This window comes from Caldimonas mangrovi, from assembly GCF_023721835.1.
Classification (GTDB): domain Bacteria; phylum Pseudomonadota; class Gammaproteobacteria; order Burkholderiales; family Burkholderiaceae_C; genus Caldimonas; species Caldimonas mangrovi.
In genome coordinates, this window is record NZ_JAMKFE010000004.1 from 43492 (window position 1) to 67112 (window position 23621).

Here is a 23621-nt window from a genome sequence, read left to right on the forward strand (position 1 = left end):
ATGAACCCGACCCTGCGTCCATTCCAGTCCGTGCTCGGCGCGGTGCCGATCAAGATGCTCGCGGCGCCGCTGGTGGTGATCATGATCCTCGCGATGATGGTGCTGCCGCTGCCGCCGTTCGCGCTGGACGTGCTGTTCACCTTCAACATCGCGTTGGCGCTGATGGTCATGATGGTGTCGGCCTACATGGTGCGGCCGCTCGACTTCGCGGCCTTCCCGGCGGTGTTGCTGCTGACCACCATGCTGCGGCTGTCGCTGAACGTGGCGTCCACCCGTGTCGTGTTGCTGGAAGGGCACACGGGCACCGGCGCAGCGGGTCAGGTCATCGAGTCGTTCGGCCACTTCCTGATCGGAGGCAATTTCGCGGTCGGCCTGATCGTCTTCGCGATCCTGGTCGTCATCAACTTCATCGTCGTGACGAAGGGTGCCGAGCGCATCGCCGAGGTCAGTGCGCGCTTCACGCTGGACGCGATGCCCGGCAAGCAGATGGCGATCGACGCCGATCTGAACGCGGGGCTGATCGACGAGAAGGAGGCGAAGCGCCGCCGTGCCGAGGTGGGCGAGGAGGCCGAGTTCTTCGGCTCGATGGACGGTGCCTCGAAGTTCGTGCGCGGCGACGCGGTCGCCGGCATGCTGATCCTGGTCATCAACGTCATCGGCGGGCTGATCGTCGGCGTGGCGCAGCACGGCCTGTCGCTGGGCCAGGCGGCCGACAGCTACATCCTGCTCGCCGTCGGCGATGCGTTGGTCGCACAGATCCCGGGGCTGTTGATCTCGATCGCGGCGGCGATGGTCGTCTCGCGGGTCGGCAAGGAGCAGGACGTCGGCAGCCAGATCATGCGGCAGGTGTTCAGCTCGCCCCGCTCGCTGGGCATCACCGGCGGCGTGATCGGCTTCATGGGAATCATCCCCGGCATGCCGCATGTGACTTTTTTGGCGATTGCGGGCGGCCTGGGCTATGCCGCGTACTGGATGCACCAGCGCAACGAACGCGCCAAGCGCACGCCGGAGCCGGCCGCCGGCGCCGCGCAGCCCAACCCGAACGCCGAGGCCACCTGGGACGACCTGCAGCCGGTCGACATCCTCGGACTGGAGGTCGGCTACCGGTTGATCCAGCTGGTCGACAAGGAGCGCCAGGGCGACCTGCTCGCACGCATCAAGGGCGTGCGGCGCAAGTTCGCGCAGGACGTCGGCTTCCTGCCGCCGGCCGTGCACATTCGCGACAACCTGGAGCTCAAGCCCAGCATGTACCGCATCACGCTGCGCGGCGCGGTGATCGGCGAGGGCGAGTGCTTCCCCGGCATGTCCCTGGCCATCAACCCGGGCCACGCGACGACGCCGCTGATCGGCACGCAGACGACCGATCCGGCCTTCGGGCTGCCTGCCGTCTGGATCGAGGAGCGCCAGAAAGAAAGCGCCCAAATGGCCGGATTTACGGTCGTTGATTCCTCGACCGTGGTGGCGACCCATCTTTCACACTTGATGCAAGTCCACGCGGCCAAGTTGTTGGGTCGCGCAGAGACGCAGCAACTGGTGGAACACGTGACGAAGCTCGCTCCGAAACTGATGGAAGACGTGGTGCCGAAGATGGTCAGCGTCGCCACGCTCCAGCGGGTGCTGCAACTGCTGCTGGAAGAGTCCGTCCACATCCGAGACATGCGCACCATCGTCGAAAGCCTGGCAGAGCACGGCACCGTCACCGACCCGTCGGACCTGGCCCAGCGCATCCGCGTGAGCCTCGCGCCGGCCATCGTGCAGCAGATCTACGGCGCGGTGAAGGAACTCGACGTGATCGCGATCGAACCCGAACTCGAGCGGCTGATCACCCAGGCCCTGACCTCGCCGCACGGCGCTGCACTCGACCCCGGCGTGGCCGAGACGCTGACCCGCTCGGCAGCCAACGCCTCGAAGAAGCAGGAAGACATGGGCGTGCCCGCCTGCCTGCTGGTGCCCGACATGATCCGCGCGCCGATGGCGCGCCTGCTGAAGCGCGCCGCGCCCCGCCTGGCGGTGCTGGGCCACAGCGAGATTCCTGACACCCACACCATCCGGATCGGTTCGATCATCGGAGGAGCAGCATGACTGATGCCGTGAACACCCATTCGAGCCCGACGCCGGGCCGCCCCAAGGCGGGCGAGATCCCCTCGGGGGATCGGTCGGGGTACTCCGCGAACGAGGGGCGGTCGTGTTCGAGCCCGACGCCGGGCCGCCCCAAGGCGGGCGAGATCCCCTCGGGGGATCGGTCGGGGTACTCCGCGAACGAGGGGCGGTCGTGTTCGAGCCCGACGCCGGGCCGCCCCAAGGCGGGCGAGATCCCCTCGGGGGATCGGTCGGGGTACTCCGCGAACGAGGGGCGGTCGTGTTCGAGCCCGACGCCGGGCCGCCCCAAGGCGGGCGAGATCCCCTCGGGGGATCGATCGGGGTACTCCGCGAACGAGGGGCGGTCGTGTTCGAGCCCGACGCCGGGCCGCCCCAAGGCGGGCGAGATCCCCTCGGGGGATCGGTCGGGGTACTCCGCGAACGAGGGGCGGTCATGAATGTGAAGCGATTTGTGGGCCGCACTTCGCGCGATGCCCTGGTGCAGGTGCGCCAGGCCTTCGGCGAAGACGCGGTCATCCTGTCGACCCGCCCCTGCAACGAAGGCGTCGAGGTGCTGGCCATGGAGCCTGACAGCGTCGCCGCAATCGAGAAGTTCGACGCGAAGCAGCCCGCGGCGCCGGCCAAACCGGCCGTCGAGACCCGCGTGGTCAAACCGGCGCCGGTGGAGCGCGACGTCGAACGCCTGGCCATGAGCACGCTGTCGTTCCAGGACTACGTGCGCGAACGCATGCTGAAGCGCCGCCAGGCCGCCATCCAGCCGCCTGCGGCACCCGAGGCGATGCCGTCGCCGCGCGCCGCTGCACCTGCCGTCCCGGCCGCTGCCCAGCCGCTCGAGCAGCGCCTGGCCGAGCGTGCTGCGCTGCGCAAGGCGGAACGGCTTGCACAGGAACAGACCGCACAGCCCGATGCGCCGGCTGCGCCGATGATCGACCGCCGCCCGGCCCCCTCCCGTGCGGCACCGGTGCCGTCGCTGCACGACGCTCCGGCTTGGCAGCCCGTCGCCGCCGCAGTGCCGTCGCTCGCGCAGGCCGGCGGCAACGACCAGGAACAGCGCGCCATGCTCAACGAGTTGCGCGAGATGAAGGGCCTGATCGAGGAACGCTTCGGCGCGCTTGCCTTTATGGAAAAGCTGCAGCGCAACCCGCACCAGGCGAAGCTGACGCAGAAGCTGCTGGACTGCGGCTTCTCGCCGGCGCTGATCCGCAAGCTGGCGGCCAACACGCCGGCCGACGTGGCGGATCTGGACGCCTGGGTGGCCGGCGTGCTGCAACGCAACCTGCTGACCGGCGAAGGCGAAGCGCCGCTGGAAGACCAGGGCGGTGTCTACGCGCTGGTCGGCTCCACCGGTGTCGGCAAGACCACGTCGACCGCCAAGCTGGCAGCCGCCTTTGCCGCCAAGTACGGCCCGTCCAATCTCGGCTTGATCACGCTCGATGCCTATCGCGTCGGCGCCCATGAACAGTTGCGGGCGTATGGCCGCATCATCGGCGTCGCGGTGCACACCGCGCATGACCGCTCGGCGCTGGAAGACCTGCTCGACCTGCTGTCGGCCAAGAAGATGGTGCTGATCGATACCGCCGGCATCGCGCAGCGCGACAGCCGGACCCAGGAACTGCTGGAGATGGTCGGCCATCGCAGCATCCAGCGCCTGCTGGTGGCCAACGCGTCCTCGCAGGGCGAGACGATCGAGGACGTGCTGATCTCCTACCGCGCCAACCAGTGCAAGGGTGTGGTGCTGTCCAAGCTCGACGAGGCCGTCAAGCTGGGGCCCGCGCTCGACGCGATGATCCGCCACAAGCTGAAGGTCGTCGGTGTCGCCAACGGCCAGCGCGTGCCGGAAGACTGGCACCGAATGTCGTCACAGGCCCTGGTGCACCGCGCGCTGCGCGGCGGCGGCAGCTCGGCCTACCGGATGGACAGCGACGACGTCAATCTGGTGTTCACGGCGCCGCCGCAGCGTGCCGGCATCGAAACCGGAGGCCTGCATGCTTGAGCGCGGCTTCGACCAGGCGCACGGGCTGCGCCGACTGTTCGCCCACCACACCGTGCACCTGCTGCCGGTGACGGCCAACCCGCACGTGCCGGGCAGCCATGTCCTGCTCGAAGGGCTGTGCCAGGGGCTGGCTGCACAAGGCTTGCACACGCTGGTGATCGATGCCGTGCAAGGCCCCTACGGCAGCGGCGTCGATGTGGCCGGCGCGATCGCACGCGACCTCGACCTCGGCCAGTGGATCGACGAGTTCGACCCCTACACCTCAGTGCTCGCGGCCGGCCCGACGCTCGCCTTCTTCGGCCAGGCGGAGGGGGCTTCGACGCTGCTGTTCGAGGCGCTGCGCGAAGCGGCACCGTCGGCCGATGTCGTGCTGTTCCATGCCGATGCGAGTGTTCTGGCCGGTCTGTTCGATCAACGCCGCGTGCGCCCGCTGGTGCTGGGCGGCGACGACCCGCACGCCGTCACGCATGCTTACGCGTCGATCAAGATCCTGGCGCGCCAGGCCGGACTGCTCCACCACGCCATCGTGATGGACACCGCCGAACAGTCGCTGGGCGTGCCGCCGGCAGCACTGCGCCTGATGCGCTGCGTCGGGGACTTCCTGCGCGGCGAGGCCCAGCTGGCCGCCGTGACCAGCACCGCCGAAAACGACGAACCGACACTGGCGCAGACACTGCACCAGCTGTCGATGAGCCTGCTGCACTACGCGCTGCCGTTCTCGCTCCAGGATGGCGAGGGCAGCGCCTGGGGCGCGTTGCCCCCTGCACAAGCGGCCAGCGCTGCCGCCCACCACGCGTTCAACTGATCCATCGGAGCGCAAGAACATGTACACCGCCAAAGGCCGCCTCGACACCCCTTCGATGCTGAAGCAGTACAGCCCGCTGGTGCGGCGGCTCGCGCATCAGATGATCGCGAAGCTGCCGGCCAATGTGGAGATCGACGACCTGATCCAGGTCGGCATGATCGGCCTGAACGATGCACTCAGCCGCTTCGACGCGGCCCAAGGCGTGCAGTTCGAGACCTTCGCGACGCAGCGCATCCGCGGTGCGATGCTCGACGAGTTGCGCGGCGCGGACTGGATGAGCCGCGGCACCCGCAAGCAGCAACGGTCGATCGAGGCCGCCGTGCACCGGCTCGAGCAGAAGCTGGGCCGTGCGCCGCACGAAAGCGAGATCGCCAAGGAAATGGGAGTTTCGCTGACCGAATACCAGGACCTGCTGAACAAGGTGCGCGGCACCCAGCTCGTCTACCTCGAAGACATGAGCAGTGACAACGGCGACGACGACTACCTGGACCGCCACGTCGCCGACAAGGAAGCCGACCCGTTGAGCCAGCTCAACGACTACCGGCTGCGCGAGGCGCTGGTCGAAGCGATCAAGACCTTGCCCGAGCGCGAGCAGTTCGTCATGAGCATGTACTACGAACGCGACATGAACCTGAAGGAGATCGCCGCCGTGCTGGGCGTGACCGAATCACGGGTTTGCCAACTGCACAGTCAGTCGATCGCCCGTTTGAGAGTGAAACTGCGAGAGTGGTGACGCGAGGGCAACAGACCCTCCCACCTCCCATAGGAGACAAGCATGCTTGCGGTGTTCAAGAAGACTGCGCCGGTGCCCGCGAACGATTCGCGCGTGGACGAGATGCCCGGCGCGCCGGCCATCGACGCGCGCGCGCTGGTGCAGTCGCTGCAGAAAGAGGCCTCCGGCCTCGGACGCGAAGCGGCCGAAGTGCGCGGCGTGATTGACGACACGATCCGGATCTCGTCGCGCCAGACCGAGGCGGTTGGTTCGCTCGCGCAGCAGTTGCAGGGTATCCAGCGCTCGCAGGCCGCGATCGGCAGCTTCAGCGAGCAGAGCCTGCGATCGGTCGGCCAGGCCCGCCAGGCGGTCGAGGAAGTCGGCCGCGAGGTCGGCGCGATCGTCGACACGCTGCGCGAGGTGGCGAACGCCGCGCAGCAGATCACGCAGATCGCGATACAGACCCGGCTGGTGGCGTTCAATGCCTCGGTGGAGGCCAAGCGGGCCGGCGAAGCGGGCCGCGGTTTCGGTGTCGTGGCCGATGCGGTCAAGGACCTGGCCGCCAAGGTGGAAGCTTCGTCGAAGGAGATCATGAGCACCGTCGGCACGCTCGACTCGCGCATCGACGCTCTGTCCCGAGAGATTCGCACCGACGAAAGTGCCGGTCGCCAGGGCGCCTTCCACAAGGCCTTGACGGCCGTCGAGACCGATGTGCACCACATCACGGAGGCCGCCTGCGAAAGCCGCGGCGTCAGCGATGCGATGAGCGGGCACATGAGCCTGATCGACCGTGAATCGCGCCAGGCGACCGAAGCGTTGCAGAACGCAATGGTGCGCAGCGAAGCCTTCCTCAAGGTCAGCGAGCACCTGATGGAGGTGATCGCCGCATGCGGCATCGAGACCGAGGATTCGGCCTTCATCAAGGCCGCCCAGCAGGGGGCGGCCGAGCTCAGCCAACTGCTCGACGGGGCGCTGCGCGAAGGAAAGATCTCGATGGCCGACCTGTTCGACGAGAACTACCGCGCGATCGAGGGCACCAATCCGCAGCAGCACATGACGCGCTTCGCCGAGCTGACGGACCGGCTGTTTCCGCCGGTGCAGGAGCGCCTGCTCGGCATGTCGAGCAAGACCTTCTACTGTGCGGCGGTCGACCGCAACGGCTACCTGCCGACACACAACCGCAAGTACAGCCACGCGCAGCGGCGCGGGGACCCGGTGTGGAACGCCGCGAACTGCCGCAACCGCCGCATCTTCAATGACCGCACGGCACTGGCCTCGGCGCGCAACCACAAGCCTTTCCTGCTGCAGACCTACCGGCGCGACATGGGCGGCGGCAAGTTCGTGCTGATGAAGGAGATCGCCGCGCCGATCACGGTCGGCGGGCGCCACTGGGGCGGCTTGCGTTTCGCGATCGCGTTCTGACAGCCCGGCAGCGCCGGGCTCGAGCCACCGCTTACGCGTCGGCCAGGTGCTTCGCCGGCGTGGCCTCGGCGGAGGCCGTCGGTGCCGCCTCGTCGGAGGGCGGATGCTGGGGCAGGGCTTCCGGCAGCTCGGTGAGTGCCAGCCGCCGGCGCCAGACTTCCAGCAGCGCCATCGCGACCGCCAGCACCACCGGCCCCAGCACGACACCCGCACTGCCGAACACCAGCAGCCCGCCGATCACGGCGATGAACACCGGCACGGTGTGCAGCCGCAGCCGGTTCTTCACGAGGATGGGATACAAGAGGTTGTCGATCAACCCGACGACGATGCTGCCCCAGGCCGTCAGCAGCAGGGCCTTGTCCCATTGCCCCTCGAAGGCCAGCGCGATCGCCGCGGGGACCCAGACGATGGCGGCACCGAGCAGCGGCAGGATCGCCAGAAAGGCCATCACGGCGCCCCACAGCAGCGGCGCCGGCAGGCCCAGCCACCAGAACATCAGACCGCCGAGCAGGCCCTGCGCCAGCGCGACGACCAAGGTGCCGTAGACGATGGCGTAGATGGTGTCGCGCACGCCGTGCAACACCTGTTCGGTCTCGCGCGGCGACAGCGGCACCAGCCGGCGCAGCGCGGAGAGCGTCTTTTCCTTGTCGCGGAAGAAATAGAACAGCAGGTACAACGTGACGAGGCCTCCGACCACGGCATACACCGAGCCGGAAACGAAGCGCCGCGCGCCTTCGAGCACGTACTCGGAGAAGCGGGTCATCTGCTCGCGGATCTTCATCTCGCGTTCGGCCCAGCGCATCAGCGGAACGAAGCGGGGATAGCGCTGCTTCGTCTCCGACCACAGCTTCTCGGCCGGATCGCCGCGTATCTTCTCGACTTTCTCGGTCGCCTGCTGGGCGATCTCGCGCACCACCAGCACCGTGGGCACCGCCAAGGCCACCGTCACCGTCAGCACCGCCAGGGCAGCGACGACCGACTTGCCATGCACCTTGTCGCGGATGCGCTCGTGCAGCGGGTGGGCAATCACTGCAAGCACCACCGCCCAAGTCAGCGCCGGCAGGAAGGGCAGCGTGATCAGGTAGCACAGATACAGCACCAGCGCCGTCAGCGAGGCGAGCGCGATCAACTGCACGCGGGCGCGCGTCAACCATCCGTCGGCATTGACCGGCGAGGGCGTCATGCGGGTCGGGTCCCGGCCCGCGAGGCCAGATGGGGGAACCCATGGAACGAGAAAATCATGGCCGTGGTCTCCGTGGTCTCCGTGGTCGGCCGTGATGCGCAGGCCGGCGGCGCAATGGCCATAGCAATCGACATGCCTGAACGAGTGTCGGCCGCACCCGGACGATGACGCTTGTGAAGGATCGAACCGATCCCTCGGCCTTCGCCGCTTCCGGCCCGGACGCCCGGCGTCCCGGCCGAAGGCCGGAATGTCCGCCATGTCCCGGTCAGCCTTTGATGGCGTTGGGTTTTTCGTCTCCGGGACGCGACGTATCGGCGACGCGTACCACCCCTGTTCAGGGGGGGCAGCCCGCGCGTTTCGTGGTTTGCCTCACGAAAAACGCCCTTTGGCGTTGCTTGCCTGCACCCGCGCCACCTTCGGTAACAACCCTTTCCAGGGCGTTCCATGATGATTCCTATGTGTGTACTTGCAGACCTGCACAGCCCCGTGAAACCAGCATGTGGGACGCTTGCATGGGCTGTTGTTCCACATCGCGTTTTCTTACAGCAAGAGAGGCTTCCATGCAGGGGACCATCACACGGCGGCTCGCTCCCATCCTGGCGGGTGCAGTGTTCGCGGCCATGACCACCGTCGCTGGGGCGGCCACGACGCACGCCCACCGTTACACCGTGACCGACCTGGGTCACGTCAGCGGTGTGAGCCTGAACGATGCCGGGCAGGTGGTCGGCACCCGCGAGCGCACCGGCGGCGGCTTCGCCGGCTTCGTCTGGGATGCGAAGCAGGGCTTTCGCGAACTCGGCACCCCCGGCGGCGCCTGGGTGCAGCCGGCGGCCATCTCCAGCAACGGCGTGGTGGTCGGCCATTCCTACGGCAACGGCGCACCGGCGACGCCTTTTGTCTGGAGCGAAGGTCGCGGCATGCGGGCGATCGACCTGCCTGCCAGCGCTTTGTACGGCGAAGCGGTCGGTATCAACCGGCAAGGCACGGTGTTGCTGAAGGTGCGCTTCTCGGCGGCCGACAGCATCTACACCTGGAACGAGAACGGCGGCCTGCAGCCCGTCGCGCTCGGCGACGAAGCTCGGGGCGTGGGTTATTTCCCGACGGACATCAACGACCAGGGCAGCATCCTGGGCCACCACTACAGCCCGGTGACGCCCTTCGTGCGGTTCAGCGACGGCCAGCAGTCCGAGTTCGGCACGCTGGATGGCAGCTGGTCCGGCCCGTCGGACATCAACAACCAGGGGTGGGTGGTCGGCACAGCCGGCACCAACCCCACCGAGGTATGCCACGACAGCCTGTGCTGGACCGAAGAGACCCCGCACGCCTTCGTCTGGAACCCGGAGACCGGTCTCGTCGACCTGGATGCCGGTGATCCGTCGGCGCAAAGCTATGCGCATGCGATCAACGACGCGGGCACCGTCGTCGGGTTGACGGTGGGCGAGGGCGCTTTCCTCTGGGAGCAGGGTCAGAAGACCTTCCTGAACACCGTCCTGAAGCCCGCCGGCTACGACATCCGAGATGCGCGCGACATCAACGCGTCCGGGCAGATCCTCGCCTATGCATCCGACGGCCGCACCGTGCTGCTGTCGCCGGCACCCGAGCCCGAGACTCTGGCGCTGTTCGTGGCAGGCCTCGGGGCGCTGGCATGGCGCACCCGCCGTCGGCACCGGGCGCTGAAGGCGGCCTGAGCGTTTCGCTGCACGCCGCCGTGGGGCGGCCCACCCAGGCAAAACGCCCGCTTCGAGCGGGCGTTGTTGTTTGCGCAGCAAGTGCGCGCCGGGAGCAAGCGTGCGTCAGGCGCTGGCTGAACGCTGGCTGCGGGGAACCGCTGTGTAGGCCGAAACGCCGGACTGCGCCGAGTAGACCGCGTCTTGCGAGCGCGGCAGCAGCACGTCCATCGCGCGGTCGAGCGCGGCGGTGGCGCGCGCCAAGCTCTCGCGTTGTGCGGCGACCTGGCCGGTCGCGCTCATCAGGCGCTGGCGCAGCGCCGGCGCGACTGCGCCCTGGCGAGCCGCGAGCCGGAAGGCGTCGACCGCATCCGTCAATGCGCGGTGCAGCTCGGAGGCCGATTGCTCGACGGCAGCGCTGTCACGCTGCAGCAAGGCTTGCCCGAGCGCCTGCAGGCGCGCTTCCACCGCCAGCACGACAGGTTCGAGCTGGCGTTCATCGGAGATCGGGGCGGCGGTCATGGGATGCATTGCACTGGCGGTTGAAGGCGGAAGGAAGGGCGGCGCGTCAGTGCGAATTGCTGCGATCCAGCAGTTCGCGGGCGTTGGCGATCAGCTTGTCGGCGATGGCTTCCGCATTGATCTTGAAACTGCCATCGGCGATCGACTGACGAACCTGGTTGACCTTCTCGGCGTCGAAATCCGGCGTGCCCGACATCAGGCTTGCCGCCGTGCTCGACAGCTGCACCGTGGCACTTTCGTTGGCGGGCCCGCCGGTGGCAGCCGGCTTGGCCGTACCGCCGGCTTCGCCGACCCCCGGGCGCGACGCAGCGCCGCTGCCGCCATTGACGGCGGGCTTCTCGATGGGGTTGCCGATCTTCATGAGCTTCTCCTTGACCGCTGGGCGGAAGCTTTCCTGTCCGCCATGGACGGTATTTCGTCACCGGTGCGCCGGACTTTAGGGCTGACCCCGATTTTTTTGAAAGTCCGCTTCACAGCCGTATCTCGACGGTTCGTTCCGCGCGCGCCACGCCCGTCAGCACGCGGCCCGCGTCGGTGCGCACCCGCACCGACTGGCCGTCGAGCCCTGCCATCAGGGCCCGGCCCTCGCCGCTGACTGAAAACCCGCGCCCGCGCGCCACCACTTTCACAGTGTCGCCCGCCGCAAACCATTGTTTCGGCCGCAAATGGCCGGACCTGAGGGCCTCCCCCGCAGACAGGGGGGTGGCAAGCTTGCGGCCGACCGCCTGGGACAAGTCCAGCACCGCGGGCGATGGCGAGGCCGCAAGGTCGACCTCGGCGCGTCGCACCATGGACGGCGCGAGCAGCACGCCGGCCGACAGCGGCGCGCTGGCAACCCAGGCCTCGGCGAACACCCGGACGGTGACGGGCAGGAAGACGTTCCAGCGCTTCTGGCCTTCCACGCAGCGCACACCGATGCGCGTCGGCCCCCAGGCCTTCAGCCCGGGCGGCAGGTAGGGCTGCATGCGCCGGCAGGGCGCGAGCTTCAGCCGGCTGTCGAACTCTCCGACCTGGACCTCGACGCGCGTGATGCGGGGCATGCCGGCGCCCGTGCCGTTGGGGCCCGCCTTGGCAGCGTGCGCCTCGGCGAGCGTGCGCACGCTGCCTTCGATGTCGAGCTCGTCACTGGCCTGGGCGCCCGTCGTCACGAGCGCGCACAGTGTCGCCGCCGCGGCGAAGCGACGGGCGAGGACGGTGAGGGCAGACGCGAGGGTTGGCATGGCGAAACTGAATGTGACGGGTTGACTGTAAATAGACCCGGGCCGCGCCAGGCGCCGAATTGGGCGCGTTTTGGCCCGCTATTCGCGCTCATGTTCCGCTGGCCGATCCAGACAATGGCTGACATCGATACGAGCATCCGCGCCGAGCGGGTGCCCGACTTCCGCAGTGCCAGACCAGAGGGCTGATCGCCATGCTCGACCGACTCACCAGTACGCTGAACTTCCAGACGGAAGCGCTCGTGCTTCGCGCCGAGCGGCAACGCCTGATCGCCAGCAACATCGCCAACGCCGACACGCCGGGCTATGTCGCGCGCGACATGGACTTCGCCGCGGCGTTGCGCCAGGCGGTGGGCACCGGCGGGACCGGCGCGGCGTCCGCCGTCGCGACGACGGCGCCAGGACACATCTCCAACACGGTGAACGGCCGGCCTCCGGTCGAGCTGAACTACGCGCAGCCGGCGCAGACCAATCTCGACAGCAACTCCGTCGACATGGACCGCGAGCGCGCCAACTTCGCCGACAACACGGTGCGCTACGAAGCGACGCTGCGTTTCATCAACGGCAGCGTCAAGACGATGCTGACCGCCATCACCGGCCAGTGAGGGCCATCGAGGAGCACGCCATGTCGATGTTCAAGATCTTCAACATCTCCGGCAGCGCGGTCAGCTCGCAGTCGCAGCGGCTCAACGTCGTCGCGAGCAACCTGGCCAACGCCGACAGCGTGGCCGGCCCCGACGGGCAGGCCTACAAGGCGCGGCAGGTGGTGTTCCAGACCGTGCTGATGGGCGAGCAGGGCGCCGCCGGTGTGAAGGTCAACCAGATCGCCGAGGACCAGACCCCCGGACGCCGCGTGCACGAACCGCAGCACCCGCAGGCCGACGCCGAGGGCTACGTCACCTACAGCAACGTCAACGCGGTCGAGGAGATGGTCAACATGATCTCCGCTTCGCGGTCGTACCAGAACAACGTCGAAGTGATGAACACGGCCAAATCGCTGCTGCTGAAGACGCTGCAGATGGGCCAGTGAACGAGGAACAGCATTCATGAGCACCACCGTCAACGGCAACGTCACTTCCGGCACCACCGGGCTGGAGAACATGGGGGAGGCGACGTCGACCAAGAAGAAGTCCGAGGTGTCGGCGCAGGACCGCTTCCTGACGATGCTGGTCGCGCAGATGCAGAACCAGGACCCGCTGAACCCGATGGACAACGCGCAGGTCACCAGCCAGATGGCGCAGATCAACACCGTCACCGGCATCGAGAAGCTCAACACCAGCATCACCTCGATGATGTCGCAGATGGTGCAGGCGCAGGCGATGCAGGGCGCGTCGCTGGTCGGCCGGGACGTGCTGGTGCCCGGCAGCAGCATGTACATGGTCGAGGGCCAGGGCCGCGCCGGCTTCGAGCTGGCCGGCAAGGCCGACAAGGTCACCGTCGAAGTGCTCGACGCCAGCGGCAAGGTGCTGGACACCATCGAGCTCGGCGCAATGGAGCAGGGCCGGCATCACTTCCAGTGGAAGCCCGAGGACGTCGACGATGTGCCCGCAGTCGTGAGCTACCGCATGACCGCGACCTCCGGCCAGAGCAGCATCCCCGTCACTACCTATACGCGCGACACCGTCGGCGCGGTCAGCGCCAACGGCAGCTCGCTCGAACTCGACCTGTACAGCGGCAGCACGGTCTCCTACGACAAGGTCAAGGCGGTCGTCTGACGGCCTGCCAGATCAACGCATTCCATCCGAAAGGACTCGCACCATGGGTTTCCAACAAGGCCTCTCCGGGCTGAACGCCTCCAGCAAGAACCTCGACGTGATCGGCAACAACGTTGCCAACGCGAACACCTTCGGTGCGAAGACGGCCCGGGCGGAATTCGCCGACGTCTACGCCGCGGCGATGAACGGCACCGGTGCCGGCAACATCGGCATCGGCGTCGCGCTGAGCACCGTGGCGCAACAGTTCTCGCAGGGCAACATCACGACCACCGAGAACGCGCTCGACCTCGCGATCAACGGCTCGGGCTTCTTCCAGATCGCCAACGTGGTGCGTGACCCGAACGCGGCGCCGAACGCGACGCCGCAGATGGACGGGGCCCCGATGTACAGCCGCAACGGCCAGTTCAAGGTCGACCGCAACGGCTTCATCGTCAACAACCAGCAGCAGGTGCTGCTGGGCTACATGGCCGACACCAACGGCATCATCGCGCCGCAGCAGGCCCGACCGATCCAGTTGCCGACGGCCGGCATCAACCCCCAGGCCACCAGCGGCGTGCAACTCGAATTCAATGTCGACTCGCGAGCGGCCGTCACGGGCCCGACCGCGACCAACATCAACTTCAACGACCCCACCAGCTACAACAACGCCACCTCGGTGACGATGTACGACTCGCTCGGTCAGGACGTCGCGGTGACCTACTACATGCAAAAGACGGCGGCCAATACCTGGAACGTCTATGCCACCGCCAGCGGTACGCCTCTGAGAACCGATGGCGGCGGCAACCCTGCACCGGTCGCGACGATCAACTTCCCGACCACCGGCGGCAACCCGACTGCCACCGGCGGCGGCAACATTCAGTACTTCATGGGCGGCGGCGGCACCTCCACCGACGGCCGCATTCCGCTCGACATTCCCGCCACCACGCGGCCCGACGGCGGCACCACGCTGCCGATCACCGGCGTGGACTTGAACATGGGCAGCGCGACACAGTACGGCACCGTGTTCGGCGTGACCAACCTGACGCAGAACGGGTTCGCGCCCGGCCAGCTGGTCGGCGTGACGATCGACGACAGCGGCGTCGTCATGGCCCGTTTCTCGAACGGGCAGTCGCGCGCCGCGGGCCAGGTCGAACTGGCCACCTTCCGCAACCCGCAGGGCCTGCAGCCTATCGGCGGCAATGCCTGGATCGGCACCTTCGCCTCGGGTGACCCGACGCTGAGCGTGCCGGGCTCCGGCAACATGGGCGTTCTGCAGGCGGGCGCCCTGGAAGAGTCGAACGTCGACCTGACCGGTGAACTGGTCAACATGATCACCGCACAGCGCAACTACCAGGCCAACGCGCAAACCATCAAGACGCAGGACCAGGTGTTGCAGACGCTGGTGAACCTGCGCTGACGTACCGCACCCCTAGACGCCGGAGCCGCACATGGACCGCATGATCTACCTCGCGATGTCGGGGGCCAAGGCCACGATGCAGCGGCAGGAGTCGCTGGCGAACAACCTCGCCAACGTCTCGACGACCGGCTTTCGCGCGGAGCTGCAGGCCTTTCGCGCCGTGCCGGTGCGCGGCGACGGCGCCAGCACCCGGGTGTACGCGCTGGAGACGACCCTCGGCCACAGCGACGCGCCCGGCGTGATCACCAACACCGGCCGCCCGCTCGACGTGGCGATGCAGGGCAATGCCTGGCTGGCGGTGCAATCGCTGGACGGCACTGAAGCCTATACGCGCAACGGCGCGATGACGGTCGGCACCGACGGCACGCTGATGACCCACAACGGCCTGGTCGTGCTCGGCGACGGCGGGCCGATCCAGGTACCGAACAACGCCACGGTCGCGATCGCGGCCGACGGCACCGTCAGCGCGAAGGGCCCGACCGGGCCGGTCACGCCCCTGGGACGGCTCAAGCTGGTCACCCCCGAAGAGCCGCTGCAGCGCGGCACCGACGGCTTGTTCCGCTCGGCGCAGGGAGAAGACCTGCCTGCCGACCCGAATGCCCGCGTGCAGGACGGGGCGCTCGAAGGCTCGAACGTCAGTGCGATCGACACCATGGTCTCGATGATTGCCGCGGCGCGGCAGTTCGAGGCTCAGATGAAGATGCTGCAGACGGCCGAACGCAACGAGCAGGCGGCCGGCAGCCTGCTGTCCAACAACGCAACGTGAAGTAGCAAGGAGCCGACGCCATGATGCGATCGCTGTGGATCTCGAAGACGGGCATGGAAGCCCAGCAGGTGCAACTCGACCATGTGTCGAACAACCTCGCGAACGCGGCCACCACCGGCTACAAGCGGGCCAGTGCGCAGTTCGAGGACCTGATGTACCAGAACCTGCGCCAGAGCGGCGCCAACTCGAGCGAGCAGACCAGCCTGCCGACCGGCCTGCAGGTCGGCCTCGGTACGCGCGCAGTCGCCACGGCGCGCAGCTTCGCGCAGGGCAACCTGCAGCAGACCGGCAACACGCTCGACGTTGCCATCAACGGCAACGGCTTCTTCGAGATCCAGATGCCGGACGGCACCTCCGCCTACAGCCGAGACGGTGCGTTCAAGACCGACGCCAACGGCCAACTGGTCACCAACAACGGCTATGCGGTGGCGCCCGGCATCACGGTACCGCCGAACGCGCAGAGCCTCACGATCGCGCCGGACGGTACGGTCAGCGCCGTCGTCAGCGGGTCGGCCCAGCCGGTCGTGCTGGGCAACCTGCAGCTGGCCAGCTTCGTCAATCCGGGCGGCCTCGAGCCGCGCGGGCAGAACCTGTACACCGAGACGGCGGCCTCCGGCACGCCGACAGCCGGCACGCCGGGCAGCGACGGCCTGGGCCTGCTGCAACAGGGCGCGCTCGAGACCTCCAACGTCAACGTGGTCGAGGAACTGGTCGCGATGATCCAGACCCAGCGCGCCTACGAACTCAACTCCAAGGCGATCCAGACGTCCGACCAGATGCTGCAGCGCCTGAGCCAGATCTGACGAACCAAAGACGCAAGATGAACACATCCCGCAAGCTGCTCGTGCCGGCGCTGTGCGCGCTGTCGCTGCTGTCGACCGGTTGCGAGACCCTGGACCCCAAGGTCGAGGTGGCCGAGCAGCGCACCATGCGTCCGCGGCCGGTGCCCGACGTGCAGGCCAGCAATGGCGCCATCTTCCAGGCGGTCAACTACCGGCCGCTGTTCGAGGATCACCGCGCGCGGCTGGCGGGCGACACGTTGACGATCAACATCGTCGAACGCGTGCAGGCCAGCCAGAAGTCGTCGACCACGGTCGACAAGACCGGCAGCATCGAGGCCGGCGTCACGGCCCTGCCGTTCCTGAACCCGAATTCGTTCAACCGGGCCAGCGCTTCCGGCTCGTCGTCGAACACCTTCCAGGGCAAGGGCGGCACCGAGGCGTCCAACAATTTCACCGGCACCATCACGGCCACCGTGATCGAGGTGCTGCCGAACGGCCACCTCGTGATCGCCGGCGAAAAGCAGATCGGCCTGAACAAGAACGTCGAGGTGATGCGCTTTTCCGGGCGAGTCGATCCCCGCTCCATCCAGGCCGGCAACACCGTGGCCTCGTCCCAGATCGCCGATGTGCGCATCCAGTACAAGGGCCAGGGCCAGCAGGCCGAAGCGCAGGGAATTGGCTGGCTCGCACGGTTCTTTTTGAGCGTTCTGCCGTTGTGATGGCGGTGACACTTTCCTCAAGCTTGAGGAAAGTCCGCCGATGAAGATCACCCCCGAGAAGCTCCTGCGCCGTGCCGTCGTCCTGGCGGCCGTGCTCGCCAGCGCCGCGCTGTGGTGGCCGGCGTCCGCGCAGGCGTTGCGCATCAAGGAAGTCGCCGCCGTGCAGGGCGTGCGGACCAACCAGCTGGTCGGCTACGGCCTGGTGGTGGGCCTTGACGGCACCGGCGACCAGACCACCCAGACGCCCTTCACGACGCAGAGCATCGCCGCGATGCTGCAGCAGATGGGCGTGACCATTCCCCCCGGCACCAACATGCAACTGCGCAACGTCGCCGCGGTGATGGTGACCGCCCAACTGCCCCCCTTCGCCCAGCCCGGCCAGCCGATCGACGTCAACGTCTCGTCGATGGGCAATGCCAAGTCGCTGCGCGGCGGCACCCTGATCGCCACGCCGCTGAAGGGCGCCGACGGCCAGATCTACGCGCTGGCGCAGGGCAACCTGATCGTCGGCGGCGCCGGCGCTTCGCAAGGCGGCAGCAAGGTGCAGATCAACCACCTGAGCGCCGGCCGCATCCCGGACGGCGCGACGGTCGAGCGCAGCGTGCCCACGCCGCTGCAGCATGGCGATCACATTCAGCTGGACCTGAGCGCCGACGACTACAGCACCGCGCGCCAGGTGGTGCAGGCCATCAACCGCGCCAAGGGCGACGGTGTGGCTGAAGCACTCAACGGCCGCGCCGTGCGCGTGCGCATGCCGCTGGCGGGCGGCGACCGCGTGGCCTTCCTGGCCGATATCGAGAACCTGCCCATCGACATGGCGGCGCCGGCAGCGAAGGTGGTGTTGAATGCGCGCACCGGATCCGTCGTGATGAACCAGGCGGTGACGCTCGGCGCTTGCGCCGTCGCGCACGGCAACCTGTCCGTGAGCATCAGCTCGACGCCGGTGATCAGCCAGCCGGGGCCGCTGTCGGGCGGCCAGACGGTGGTGGCCGAGCGCGCCGACATCCAGATTTCGCAGCAGGCCGGCTCGCTGATCGAGATGCCGGCCGGCACCAAGCTGACCGACGTCGTCAAGGCGTTGAACTCGCTTGGCGCGACGCCGCAGGACCTGCTGGCGATCCTGCAGGCGATGAAGGCCGCAGGGGCGCTGCAGGCCGAGCTGGAGGTGATTTGATGGCCCACCCCCTACGCGCTTCGCGCGCCCCCTTCGAGGGGGCGACACCAGCAGACCGGCAAAGCCGGATCTGCGGTGTCCGCTCGGATATGGCCGCTGCGTTCAAGGCAGGACGGACGGCATGAAACCGGTGAATCTGCCGCCGCAGGGCTTGACGAGCGATGTGAAGTCGCTCGACTCGCTGCGCAGCGCCGCCGCGAAGGACCCGAAGGCGGCCATCAAGGAAGCCGCCAAGCAGTTCGAGGCCGTGTTCATGCAGGAGCTGATGAAGAGCATGCGCGAGGCGACGATGAAGTCGGGCATGTTCGACAGCGAAGGCTCGGACATGGCCAGCGACATGCTGGACACGCAGTACGCGACGCAGATGAGCGGCCTGCCCGGCGGGCTGGCCGATCTGATCGCGAAGCAGTTGTCGCGCCAGATGGGCGGCGCCGAGGCGACCACCAGCGCCGAGCTGACCCGCAGCCTGCCGGCACGCTTTGCCCGGATGCCGCAGGACATCGCGGCGCCGCGCGCACCGGGCCGGCAGGGCGATTTCCTGCGCGAGCACTGGGACGCGGCGCAGGTGGCGACACAGGAAACCGGCATCCCCGCGCAGTTCGTGCTGGCCCAGGCCGCGCACGAATCGGCCTGGGGCCAGCGCGAGATCCGCATGGCCGACGGGTCGTCGTCGCGCAACCTGTTCGGCATCAAGGCCACCGGCAGCTGGACCGGCAAGGTGGCCGAGATCACGACCACCGAATACGTGGGCGGCCAGCCGCGCAAGGTGACCGCGAAATTCCGCGCCTACGACTCGTACGAAGACGCCTTCCGCGACTATGCGCGGCTGCTGAAGAACAACGACCGCTATGCCGACGTGGTGCGACGCGGCCAGACGGCCGAAGGTTTCGCGCAGGGTTTGCAGAAGGCCGGCTACGCCACCGACCCGGCGTACGCCGACAAGCTCGAACGGATCATCAACACCACACTGCGCCTGCAGCGCGCGGTGATGTGAGGACGCCATGGCAGGGATGATCAACCTCGGCACGCGCGCGATGTACGCCGCGCAAGCCCAGCTCAACACCGCGGCGGCGAACATCTCGAATGCGAACACGCCCGGCTATTCGCGCCAGACGGTGCAGCTCGAGACCGCGGGCGGGCAGTTCAGCGGCGCGGGCTTCTTCGGCAACGGCGTCAACATCACCACCGTCACTCGTTCGCACGACGCGTTCCTGACGCGCGAGGCGGCCACGACGCAGGCGGTGGCGTCGATGGACACGGCGCGCCTGACGCAGCTGCAGCGGCTGGAACAGGTGTTCGACCTCGGCGAGGCCGGCCTCGGTTATGCCGCCGGGCAGGTGCTCAATGCTTTCACCGACCTCGCCAGCAAGCCGGGCGATTCGTCCGCCCGCCAGGTAGCGCTGTCGCGCATGGAAGAACTGGCATCGCGTTTTCGCTCTGCATCCGAAGAGCTGACCAGCCTGCAGGCCGGGGTGACGCAGGAGCTGAAGACTTCGGTGGCTGCCGCCAACGAGCTGGGCCGCCGCATCGCCGACCTGAACCAGCAGATCGCACGCGTGAAAGGCCTCGGACACGAGCCGAACGACCTGCTGGACCAGCGCGACCAGTTGGTGCGCGAGTTGAACAAGTACGTGCAGGTCACGCAGATTCCGGCCGACGACGGCACGGTCGGCCTGTTCCTCGGCGGCGGCCAACGTTTCGTGCTGGGCAACAACGCGCTGGAGCTGCGCGCAATTCCTGACGAATACGACGCGAGCATCACCAGGCTCGGCGTGCGCGAAGGAGGCGTCGATCGCGTCGTGCCCGAGGCCGCGCTGACGGGCGGCTCGATCACCGGCCTGCTGCGCTTCCAGCGCAACGACCTCGCCGCTGCGCAGAACGAACTGGGTCGGCTCGCGTTGGCGTTCTCGTCGGCCATCAACGGACAGCACGCGCTCGGTCTCGACCAGAACGGCAACCCGGGGGCTGCGCTGTTCTCGACCGATCCGCCGCGAGCGCTGCCGAACGTCAACAACACGGGCAGCGCCTCCGTCGGCCTGGCGGTCACGTCGGCCAACCTGCTGCGGGCCAGCGACTACGAGCTGCGCTACCAGGGCGGTGCCTGGCAGATCACTCGGCTGTCCGACGGCGCCAGCAGTCCGTACACGCCCGGCGCGGAATTCGACGGGGTGACCATCACGGTGCCCAGCGGCACACCGGCCGAAGGCGACCGCTTCCTGCTGCAAGCCACGCGCCTGGCGGCGCGCGACGTGCAGCGCGAACTGGCCGACCCGCGGGGGCTCGCGGTCGCCTCGCCGGTGATCGCGACGGTGAACGTCGACAATGCGGGTACCGCTGCGATCACGAGCCTGATTCCGAAGCAGGCCGACGCCAACCTGGCCCAGCCCATCGAGCTGACCTTTACGTCGCCGACCACCTTCACGATCAGCGGCACCGTGACCGGCGCGCCGTCGATGACGTTGACGCCCGGCGAGCCGATCGTCATCAACGGCTGGGAGCTGCGCCTGAGCGGCACGCCGCAGGCCGGCGACCGCGTACGCATCGACCCGGCGACCGTGACGCCCTCGAACAATGGCAACGCGTTGGGCATGCTCGCATTGCGCGATGCACCGATGGTCGGTCAGCAGCTCTCGGGCGGGGTGCCGACGGGCGGTGAAACGGTGACCGACGCCTACGCGAGCGTGATGGCCTCGGTGGGCATCCGCGTGCAGGGTGCCAAGGCCTCGGCCGAGATGTCCCAGGCAATCGCCAACGATGCCGATGCAGCGCGCACCAGCGTGGCCGGCGTCAACCTCGACGAAGAAGCCGCCCGGCTCATCCAGTTCCAGCAGAGCTACCAGGCAGCAGCCAAGGTGTTGCAGATCGCGCAGTCGGTGTTCGACACGCTGCTGCAGACCGCCGCCGGCTGACGACACAGACTGAGGACCTTCCACCATGCGTATCGCGACGGCCCAGGCCTACGAGAATTCGATCGCCAACCTGCAGAAGCGCCAGCAGGATCTGTCCGATTCACAGACCCGGCTGACCACCGGCAAGCGCGTGCTGCGTGCGAGTGACGATCCGACAGCCGCCGCGCGTGCCGAGCGTTCGCTGGCCTCGGCCGAGCGGGCCGCCGTCTCGCAGCGCTCGGTCGAAGCCAGCCGCACGGCGATGGAGCTGACCGAAGGCGCGCTTGGCGACGCGGTGTCGGCCGTGCAGTCGGCCCGCGAAAGCATCGTCGCGGCCGGTAACGCGAGCTATACCGACGCCGAGCGGCGGGGCCTGGCGGATCAGCTGCAGCTGTACCGCAACCAGTTGCTCGCCATTGCCAATCGCGAGGACGGGGCGGGGACCTACCTGTTCTCAGGGCAAGGCTCGAACGGTGCCCCCTTCGTCGACACCGCGGGTGGCGTGCAGTTCCGTGGGCTCGACGGCGAGAGCTCGGTGGCGGCCGGGGAGGTGCTGCCGATCACCGTCAACGGCGCGAACGCCTGGATGCGGGCGCCGACCGGCAATGGCGTGTTCGAGACCCAGGTGGTCACCGACAACGGCACTGCGTGGATCGACGTCGGACGCGTGTCCGATCCCTCGGCGATCCAGGACCGCCGCTACGACATCACCTTCAACGTCGCGGGCAGCGTCACGACCTATTCGATCCAGCGACGTCAACTCGACGGCACCGTCGATGGCGCGCCGGTGACCGGCCCTTACCAGGCCGGCACGGCGATCGAGATCGACGGCATGTCGTTCACGGTCAGCGGCGCCCCGGCCAACGGCGACGAATTCCGCACCGTGCCGAGCACGCAGTCGTTGACGGTGTTCGATGCGCTCGACCGCGCGATCGCTGAACTGCGCGAGCCTTTCGCCCACAGCTCCGACGTCGCGCAGACCGTCGCGCACGGCCTGCGCGACGTCGACGCGGTGCTCGGGCGGCTGCAATCGGTGCGCAGCGCTGTCGGCGACACGCTCAACCGGGCCGAGAGCGTTGCCGACCGGCTCAGCGCCACGGAACTCCATGCAAAAACAGAACGCTCAAATGCGGAAGATTTGGACATGGTGCAGGGAATCAGCGACTTTCAGAGCAAGCAAACCGGCTACGATGCCGTTCTGAAAACCTACGCACAGGTGCAGCGGCTGTCGCTGTTCCAGTACCTGGGTTGAGTGGCGTGCAGCGGTGCTGCGCGTAGAGAAGAAGGCTGCTGCATGGAAAACGACGTTCTGCGCAACATCGCGCTGAGCTACTCGCCGATGATCGACCGCAACCGAGCGGTCGTGGCCACCCGCCTGACCGTGTCTGCTCTGCGCACCGGTGGCCCGCTGCAGGCAGACCAGTTGCTGGCCGCCATTGCCGAGGTCTGGCCCGAGGGGGGCACGCGCGTTTCGCTGAACGTCATGAGCGAGACGTTGCTGAACGACCTGCTGCGCGCCAAGCCGCTGTCCAACGTGATGATCGAGATTCCGTCGTTCATCGCCTGCGACCCCGTGAATACCGACGCGATCCTGCAGCTGCAGGGCAACACGCTGCTGCTGCATGGGCGCCCGCCCTCGATGCTGCCGCGCGAGCTGCTGCCGCGCTTCAAGTATTCGATCGTCGACCTGGCGGACGACCGTCGCCGCAATGAGGTGGCCGGTCAGGCCGAGGCCGCCGGTGTCACCCGCTCGGTGGGGTTCGTCCAGAGCGGCGTACGCACCACGGCCGAGATGGAGGCCAGCTTCGGCCGCGGCGCGGTTGCGATCCTCGGCTGGCCCATCGAGGACGTGGTGTCGCAGTCCGGCGGCCGTGCCGGCCAGCCCGACATGGCGGTGCTGGTGGAGCTGATTCGGCGGGTCGACGATGCCGAGGACGTCGACAAGCTCGACGCCGTGCTCAAGCGCGACCCGACGCTGGCCTTCCAGCTGCTGCGCTACATCAACTCGCCGGCCTTCGGGCTGTCGGTCGAGATCAGCTCGTTCCGGCACGCGATCATGCTGCTCGGCTACAAGCGCCTGAAGCGCTGGCTGGCGTTGCTGCTCGCCACGGCGAGCAAGGACGTCAACATGCGGCCCGTGATGTTCGCTTCGGTGCGGCGCGGGCTGTTCATGGAACAACTGGTCGCGAACTCGGGCGATGAGGAAATGCGCGGCGAGGTCTTCATCTGCGGCGTGTTCTCGCTGCTCGACCGGCTGTTCAACAAGCCTTTCGACGAGCTGCTCAAGACCATCCCGGTGCCCGAACGCGTCTACCAGGCCCTGGTGGAGAGTGCCGGCCCCTACCATCCCTATCTCGAACTGACCAAGGCCGTCGAGACCGAGACCGCCCCGGTCATCAACGAGTACGCCGAAACGCTGCTGATGAGCCTGCTCGAGGTCAACCGGGCGGTGCTCGGCACGCTGACGATGGCCGCGCAACTCGAGTGAGACGCCACGCCGTGGGTGCCGGAGCAGGCTTCGGCGCCCACTGCCTCTACACTTGGGCCTGTTTCAGCCGAC

General features: G+C 67.9%; 22 protein-coding genes. 18 read left to right on the forward strand and 4 right to left on the reverse strand.

The window, feature by feature from the left end; all coding sequences use genetic code 11:
• The 5 genes from flhA (at position 1) to M8A51_RS07670 (ending at position 7032) form a co-directional block, all read left to right on the forward strand.
• Entirely contained in the window at positions 1-2082 is a 2082-nt protein-coding gene (flhA, locus tag M8A51_RS07650) for a flagellar biosynthesis protein FlhA (protein ID WP_251777616.1), read from the forward strand.
• Positions 2083-2533: 451 nt separating this feature from the next.
• The gene (gene flhF, locus M8A51_RS07655; protein ID WP_251777617.1) at positions 2534-4093 is read left to right on the forward strand and encodes a flagellar biosynthesis protein FlhF; all 1560 of its coding nucleotides are present in this window, start codon (positions 2534-2536) and stop codon (positions 4091-4093) included.
• The gene (locus tag M8A51_RS07660; RefSeq protein ID WP_251777618.1) at positions 4086-4898 is read left to right on the forward strand and encodes a hypothetical protein; all 813 of its coding nucleotides are present in this window, start codon (positions 4086-4088) and stop codon (positions 4896-4898) included. The genes flhF and M8A51_RS07660 overlap by 8 nt, the downstream gene beginning before the upstream one ends.
• 19 nt (positions 4899-4917) lie before the next feature.
• Positions 4918-5631 carry an RNA polymerase sigma factor FliA gene (locus M8A51_RS07665; RefSeq protein ID WP_251777619.1) on the forward strand — a complete coding sequence of 238 codons (714 nt, stop codon included), beginning with the start codon at positions 4918-4920 and terminating at the stop codon, positions 5629-5631.
• 42 nt (positions 5632-5673) lie between these two features.
• Entirely contained in the window at positions 5674-7032 is a 1359-nt protein-coding gene (locus M8A51_RS07670; protein ID WP_251777620.1) for a methyl-accepting chemotaxis protein, read from the forward strand.
• Positions 7033-7063: 31 nt separating this feature from the next.
• Here the strand turns inward: M8A51_RS07670 and M8A51_RS07675 are convergent, their stop codons facing one another.
• Entirely contained in the window at positions 7064-8215 is a 1152-nt protein-coding gene (locus M8A51_RS07675; RefSeq protein ID WP_251777621.1) for an AI-2E family transporter, read from the reverse strand.
• Between the two features lie 560 nt (positions 8216-8775).
• On the opposite strand from M8A51_RS07675, the gene M8A51_RS07680 reads away from it, so the two are divergent.
• Complete coding sequence (locus M8A51_RS07680) at positions 8776-9903, forward strand: PEP-CTERM sorting domain-containing protein (protein WP_251777622.1); 1128 nt, start codon at positions 8776-8778, stop codon at positions 9901-9903.
• A gap of 105 nt (positions 9904-10008) precedes the next feature.
• Here the strand turns inward: M8A51_RS07680 and M8A51_RS07685 are convergent, their stop codons facing one another.
• The 3 genes from M8A51_RS07685 to flgA all read right to left on the reverse strand — a co-directional run bounded on the left by M8A51_RS07685 (position 10009) and on the right by flgA (position 11624).
• Positions 10009-10404, reverse strand: a complete 396-nt coding sequence (locus M8A51_RS07685) for a hypothetical protein (RefSeq protein ID WP_251777623.1) — start codon at positions 10402-10404, stop codon at positions 10009-10011.
• A gap of 46 nt (positions 10405-10450) precedes the next feature.
• Entirely contained in the window at positions 10451-10765 is a 315-nt protein-coding gene (flgM, locus tag M8A51_RS07690; RefSeq protein ID WP_251777624.1) for a flagellar biosynthesis anti-sigma factor FlgM, read from the reverse strand.
• Positions 10766-10874: 109 nt separating this feature from the next.
• On the reverse strand, positions 10875-11624 hold the full coding sequence (gene flgA / locus M8A51_RS07695) for a flagellar basal body P-ring formation chaperone FlgA (protein WP_251777625.1): 750 nt from the start codon (positions 11622-11624) through the stop codon (positions 10875-10877).
• 191 nt (positions 11625-11815) lie between these two features.
• On the opposite strand from flgA, the gene flgB reads away from it, so the two are divergent.
• From flgB to M8A51_RS07755, 12 genes are all read left to right on the forward strand, one after another.
• Positions 11816-12226, forward strand: coding sequence for a flagellar basal body rod protein FlgB (flgB, locus tag M8A51_RS07700; RefSeq protein ID WP_251777626.1), 411 nt, complete (start codon positions 11816-11818; stop codon positions 12224-12226).
• A gap of 20 nt (positions 12227-12246) precedes the next feature.
• On the forward strand, positions 12247-12651 hold the full coding sequence (flgC, locus tag M8A51_RS07705) for a flagellar basal body rod protein FlgC (protein WP_251777627.1): 405 nt from the start codon (positions 12247-12249) through the stop codon (positions 12649-12651).
• Positions 12652-12667: 16 nt separating this feature from the next.
• On the forward strand, positions 12668-13336 hold the full coding sequence (locus M8A51_RS07710) for a flagellar hook assembly protein FlgD (protein WP_251777628.1): 669 nt from the start codon (positions 12668-12670) through the stop codon (positions 13334-13336).
• Between the two features lie 43 nt (positions 13337-13379).
• Positions 13380-14732: a flagellar hook protein FlgE gene (gene flgE / locus M8A51_RS07715; protein WP_251777629.1), complete on the forward strand. Its 1353-nt coding sequence runs from the start codon at positions 13380-13382 to the stop codon at positions 14730-14732.
• Between the two features lie 31 nt (positions 14733-14763).
• On the forward strand, positions 14764-15498 hold the full coding sequence (flgF, locus tag M8A51_RS07720; RefSeq protein ID WP_251777630.1) for a flagellar basal-body rod protein FlgF: 735 nt from the start codon (positions 14764-14766) through the stop codon (positions 15496-15498).
• A 20-nt stretch (positions 15499-15518) separates the two neighbouring features.
• The gene (gene flgG / locus M8A51_RS07725) at positions 15519-16301 is read left to right on the forward strand and encodes a flagellar basal-body rod protein FlgG (RefSeq protein ID WP_251777631.1); all 783 of its coding nucleotides are present in this window, start codon (positions 15519-15521) and stop codon (positions 16299-16301) included.
• Between the two features lie 17 nt (positions 16302-16318).
• Complete coding sequence (locus tag M8A51_RS07730) at positions 16319-16999, forward strand: flagellar basal body L-ring protein FlgH (protein ID WP_251777632.1); 681 nt, start codon at positions 16319-16321, stop codon at positions 16997-16999.
• Positions 17000-17039: 40 nt separating this feature from the next.
• The gene (locus M8A51_RS07735) at positions 17040-18173 is read left to right on the forward strand and encodes a flagellar basal body P-ring protein FlgI (protein WP_251777633.1); all 1134 of its coding nucleotides are present in this window, start codon (positions 17040-17042) and stop codon (positions 18171-18173) included.
• Positions 18174-18294: 121 nt separating this feature from the next.
• Complete coding sequence (flgJ, locus tag M8A51_RS07740; RefSeq protein ID WP_251777634.1) at positions 18295-19167, forward strand: flagellar assembly peptidoglycan hydrolase FlgJ; 873 nt, start codon at positions 18295-18297, stop codon at positions 19165-19167.
• A gap of 7 nt (positions 19168-19174) precedes the next feature.
• Positions 19175-21082, forward strand: coding sequence for a flagellar hook-associated protein FlgK (flgK, locus tag M8A51_RS07745; RefSeq protein WP_251777635.1), 1908 nt, complete (start codon positions 19175-19177; stop codon positions 21080-21082).
• Between the two features lie 25 nt (positions 21083-21107).
• A complete protein-coding gene (gene flgL, locus M8A51_RS07750; RefSeq protein ID WP_251777636.1) occupies positions 21108-22313 on the forward strand; it encodes a flagellar hook-associated protein FlgL in 1206 nt (401 codons plus the stop codon).
• Positions 22314-22355: 42 nt separating this feature from the next.
• Positions 22356-23549, forward strand: a complete 1194-nt coding sequence (locus M8A51_RS07755; RefSeq protein WP_251777637.1) for an EAL and HDOD domain-containing protein — start codon at positions 22356-22358, stop codon at positions 23547-23549.
• Positions 23550-23621: the final 72 nt, after the last annotated feature.